Source organism: Flavobacterium sp., assembly GCF_044368625.1.
GTDB lineage: Bacteria > Bacteroidota > Bacteroidia > Flavobacteriales > Flavobacteriaceae > Flavobacterium.
The window spans coordinates 1-5,335 of sequence record NZ_JBIPPD010000221.1 but is presented as its reverse complement, the minus strand read 5'-3'; the positions used below and the strand labels follow the sequence as shown (position 1 = coordinate 5,335).

3 protein-coding genes are annotated in these 5,335 nt (G+C 33.4%); all 3 read right to left on the bottom strand.

All coding sequences use genetic code 11. The features are described 5' to 3' along the window. On the bottom strand, positions 1-2,361 hold a 2,361-nt coding region (locus ACIQ2X_RS13510; RefSeq protein WP_396179457.1), incomplete at its 3' end, for a beta strand repeat-containing protein. Positions 2,362-3,323: 962 nt separating this feature from the next. Further along, positions 3,324-4,832 carry a redoxin domain-containing protein gene (locus ACIQ2X_RS13505; protein WP_396179456.1) on the bottom strand — a complete coding sequence of 503 codons (1,509 nt, stop codon included), beginning with the start codon at positions 4,830-4,832 and terminating at the stop codon, positions 3,324-3,326. 42 nt (positions 4,833-4,874) lie between these two features. Further along, on the bottom strand, positions 4,875-5,219 hold the full coding sequence (locus ACIQ2X_RS13500) for a heavy-metal-associated domain-containing protein (protein ID WP_396179455.1): 345 nt from the start codon (positions 5,217-5,219) through the stop codon (positions 4,875-4,877). Positions 5,220-5,335: the final 116 nt, after the last annotated feature.

The following is a 5,335-nucleotide window of genomic DNA, read 5'->3' as shown; positions in this document are numbered from 1 at the left end:
GCATCCAAGATCCGTTGTTATCTTAGTAACTTCAATTACTGATCCATTTGCTGCTGCAGAAAGAACTGGCGTAGAAAAACTGTAAGTCCCATCTACTGTTGATGTTCCAGACTCCGTTTGAGGCGCTCCGCCATTTACTGTATAAGTAGCTGTAGCTGTAGTATTTGGAAGCAAGCCTGAAAGAACTATAGTTGCAGAATTTCCAGCACAAACTGATCCTGTTGTTACTGTAGATAATGTAGGAAGTGGTTTAACGATCAACTCAATATTTTGCTCTGAAAAACATAAAGATGATGCACTTCTAGATCTGAAAGTATAAATTCCTGCATCCGACATATCAGCAGAACTAATTGTTAATGAAGAACCAAGACCTGCTAAACTGCCATTTCTGAACCAAGAAAAAATACTTCCATTGCTTGAAGCAGTTAATGTAATATTAGAACCTGTACACACTTCTGCTGTGGCGTCAAGTGTGATTGTTGGATTTGGATTAACATTCACATTTCTGTCTGCAGTTCTAGTACATCCTCCAGGACCTGTAATAACAAGGTTGTAAGTACCCGCATTATCAATTGTAGCATTGTTAACTAAGGCATTACTTGAAGATGATGTGAATCCGTTTGGACCCGTCCAAGAATAAGTAATATCATTTTGATTACCAGCACTAACTGCGAAATAAGGGAAAGTGTTTACTTTAGTTACGTTAGTGATAGTAGCAACAGAGTTAATAGTAAAATTTGAACCCTCACAAACAGGCGGTACAACAGGAATAGTGTTTAAAGTTAAAGCTGGATTAACTCCAACTGTTTGAGTTCCTGTATTTACACAACCATTTGCGTCTGTAACTGTTACAGTGTAATCCCCAATTCGGTGGTATTGACCAAGACCATTGATACTTCTGCTAATAGATGCATTTGAAGAAGTAAATCTTGCTGCAGAAAGTCCGTTGTTTGATCCAACTGAACCACTCCAAGCATAAGAAACTCCTCCAGAAGCAGTTAAACTAAATGAATCTCCTCTACAAACTAGCGGAGTACCTGTAATTTGTACATTAGGTAATGGGTTAACTACAAGCGAAACCGTTTTTCCTGTAAACATAGTCTCACAACCATTGTTGGATGCAATTTTAGTGATTTCGATAACCGCTCCATTTGATGCAGAAGTTAAAACTTGGGTAGAAAAACTAAAAGTACCATCTGCCGTTGATGTTCCAGACTCCGTTTGAGGCGCTCCTCCGTTTACTGTATAAGTAGCTGTAGCTGTATTGTTTGGAAGCAAACCCGATAAAACAACGGTAGTTGAATTTCCATCACAAACTGGTGCTGCCGAAACAGTTGAAAGTGTAGGATTAGAATTAACAACTAGACTAACCGTTTTACCAGTAAAAGTAGTCTCACAGTCATTATTAGTTGTTATTTTAGTAATTTCAACAACCGCACCGTTTGATGCAGCAGTTAACACTGGTGTAGAAAAACTAAAAGTCCCATCTGCCATAGAAGTTCCGTTTTGAATTTGAGGCATTCCACCGTTAACTTTGTAAGTAGCACTAGCCGTAGTATTTGGTAGCAAGCCTGACAAAACAATGGTAGCAGAACTTCCTGCACAAACTGGAGCAGCAGTTACTGTTGAAAGTGTAGGTTTTGGAGAAACCATTAAAGTTACTGTTTTGCCAGTAAGAATAGTTTCACAACCACTATTAGTAGCAATTTTAGTAAGCGTAACAACTACCCCATTTGACGCGATGGAAAGTGGTGGTGTTGGAAAACTAAAAGTGCCTTGTGCGGTTGAAGTCCCAGAAACACTTTGAGTTAGCCCGTTGTTTAGTTTATAAAATGCAGTACCAAATGTATTAGGAAGCAATCCTGATAAAACAATTGTAGTTGAGTTTCCATCACAAACTGGTGCTGCTGTAACCGATGATAATGTAGGAATTTGACTAACTACTAATGTAGCTGTTTTTCCAGTAAAATTAGTAGTTAAATTGTTAGCTGTAATTGAAGTTATTTCAATAACAACTCCGTTTGCCATCGCATTAAGAACGGGTGTAACAAAACTAAATGTACCATCTGCTGTTGATGTTCCAGAGATTGTTTGAGTTGCCCCTCCGCCTATTTTGTAAGAAGCAGTCCCGAAAGTACTTGGAAGCAAACCCGATAAGACTACATTGGCTTTACTACCAATGCAAACTGGCGCAATTGTAACAGCGTCTAAAGTAGGATCCGAAGGTGCAACCTGACTTATTCTAGACGCGGAAGATAATGCACTAAAACCCCTGGCCTGTGCATTTGCCGAATAGTTGCCTATACTGCCAAAAAACAGCAAAAGAAATGCAACTTTAGAAAGTGAAGTAAATTTTTTCATAAATAGATGGGAAATAATAATTTATACTTTGTTACTATTTTTTTAATAATTATTTCTTACAAATTGATAAAAAAAGAGAAATTCATATTCAAAGCGCCTCATAACTTGTGAATTATCATTACTCTTGTCGTCAAACAAAACATAATAAAATAATAATTGAAATGCAAAAATAATTAATAAAGTGTTAATAAACATCAGCCTACCATTAATTTACATAAAACATTGGGTTATTCTTTCGAAACTAGGAAAAAACCAAATGAAATGCATTTTTAATAAAAGAATAAATTTTTTATTAAAATTAACATATAAGTATTTTCTTACTTTTTTAAGTTTATACCACAAAAATAGAACCCAAAAACTTAGATTCTCATCCAAAATACTACTGTCTCTCAAACAATAAAATTTATTATCTGCTTTATTATCAATAATTTAAAGTCTTTAAAAATAGTAAGGAAATATTGAGACAAAACACAGTATCATCGTAGGAACCTATTTAGAAAAAAATCGATTATTCTTTAATAAGTAAATTCGAAAATTCCAATTATACGGAGTCAGTCATATTATTGACTGTGGCATTGAATTTGAATTTTTTTTAAGAAATTAAAAATTTACCCCTGCAACTTTGCTGTACAACCAAAGATGAAAGTATAAAAATTTTAAAGAGGAGATGAATCAAAAAATGGGTCGAATACTAATAAAAAAGTAGTTTTAAAAGGCAGGAAAAAGTATTAACAAATACAGCAACAAACCGTTCGACAATCACAAAAATTGATTTCTAGCTTACTACAACCTAAGCACTTGTTGCTTTTTACTTTCAGTGTTTGGAAAACTAAAAAAAAAGACTTCGCTTACAAATTCTTTTAAGAAACACTGTTTTCCAATTCATGCGTTCTGAGTTCTCAATTGGATGTAATCGTATACAGAGCGGAATTTACTTCGGTTCAAAACAGACTTTTAGTCCATTATTTACGTTTTTTTTCTAGTGTTTTAATCATTGACTTTACGTCACTGGCCTGTATCCGTTTAGCCTGTATAACTTTATTTTGATCTAATAAATAGATAACGGGAGTAGAATAAACATCATATTTTTGAATAATATTATTAAAATGTGCGCCATCATACACGTTAACCCAAGGTAATTGATAATCCTTAATGTATTTAATATATTTTTCAACTTCATATTGTGTGTAAACGCTGAATACTTTGACATCAATATTTTCTTTCAACATATCGTTATAAGAGGCTAACAAAACAGGGATTTCAGTTTGACAATGACTACAATCAGCATCCCAAAAAACCAATATTGTGCAGGCTGCTTTTACATCGCTCAGTTTTACATACCTATTCGTTATTTCGTTCAAATTTTTATAATACAGTTTCGTGAGTTCTTGACTACTTTTTGCATCTTCAAAACCGAGTGCCTTCATTTTTGTATAATCTTCGGCTTTAATCATAAACAACTCAGGAGCTTGCGAACCCAACAATAAAGGCCTTAATTTATCTCCACGATCAATTATATTTTGCACTACAACCTCATCATTATATAAACCAGAAGCTTTCCCTTTTTTAAAATAATTGTCCACTAGATAAACAAACACTTTATCAAAACCCATTAGTGTAGATGATTCGTAAGTATAAGTAAAATGTGCCAAAAGCGTTTTGTACATCAAACTTTTTTGGTCGGTTTGATTTAAAATTTTGTCAATTGCGACACTAACGGAATCGGGTTGCATAGGAACCACGTGCTCAAAATATTTTTGTACTTTATTGTAAAAAAAGGGGGTCCTCACTATGGCATCATCTTTAAAATTTACTCCATCCCAATAGTGTTTCTTATAATAATTGAATGCCGCAACACTATCCAGTTTGTCTTTTGAAGAAAAAGAATCCTGTTGCAAAATTTTGTCTGTTTTTAAATTAACAACGCTTGCGACATAGGAACCGTTGTTTTGGCTAACAAAATTTTTTTCGTAATCCGCAATACTTTTTTCAATTGCGACTCTTTTTTCATTGAATAATACGGTATCCGTTTTAGTTTTTAAAATTGTGTTTTTTTCCAGTTCAAGCAATTTCAAGTTTTGCTTACCGATGTATCTAATATAGTCTAAAAAATTATTTTGTTTCTCAGAATTTAGGGCAACTAGATCTTCGGCAAAATCAGCTTCTGAATCACTCTTTAATTCCAACTTTTGCGTATCATTGTCCACAAAAAAATTAAACAACAATGCTTTTTGCTTACTTACTAATGAGTAAATCCCCGTATCGAGTTTTTTGTTGTCTTTAAAAATAATCTTTCCATTTTGTATTTTAGTACACGTGTCTTTTATGAACGTTTTGTCAAATTGGTAGTAGGTAAGATAAGCCAAGTCATCCTTGTAATTTTTTAAGTCAATTTTGATCTCATATCCCGACTGAGCAGCACTAACTAGTGACAAGGCAAAAAACAGGATTAGACACACAATTTTTTTCATCTGAGTATTACTAAACATTTAAATAATTCTCTATTTCTGAATTTAAACTTTTTTGCAACAATCGTCGAGTTTGTCGTAAGCTGATGTATCGGCTTTCATCTCGTCAGCATCATAACCCAGTTTGGTAATTGCTGTTTTAATTTCGTTTAAAGTAGTTTTTTTACCATTGTAATAAATCGTCAACGTCATTGCTTTTTCATCCAATTCATACATTTTTAAACCTGTAATTTTATATAAATTTTCTTGAAAATTTTGACCACACGTTTCGCAAGCTTTGCAATGATCACAATAGATATTGGTTTTGATAACCGCTTTTTCGTTTTTGCTATTTTGAGCCGAAAGCGTGAATGTAAATAAAGTAAATAAAACTAAAAAGATATTTTTCATAATTTGTAAGTTCAAGTTATAAGTGCAACAGATAAATTAAAAACACTTGGAGTTTTCCTCCAAGTGTTTAAGGTCAAAAGCCTAAATTTGTCTTGCATGAAAAAATATAAACAATT

Excerpts from the sequence above, each read along its gene's own strand:
- ACIQ2X_RS13505 (WP_396179456.1), bottom strand. The coding sequence starts at position 4,832 with ATGAAAAAAATTGTGTGTCTAATCCTGTTTTTTGCCTTGTCACTAGTT.
- ACIQ2X_RS13500 (WP_396179455.1), bottom strand. The coding sequence starts at position 5,219 with ATGAAAAATATCTTTTTAGTTTTATTTACTTTATTTACATTCACGCTT.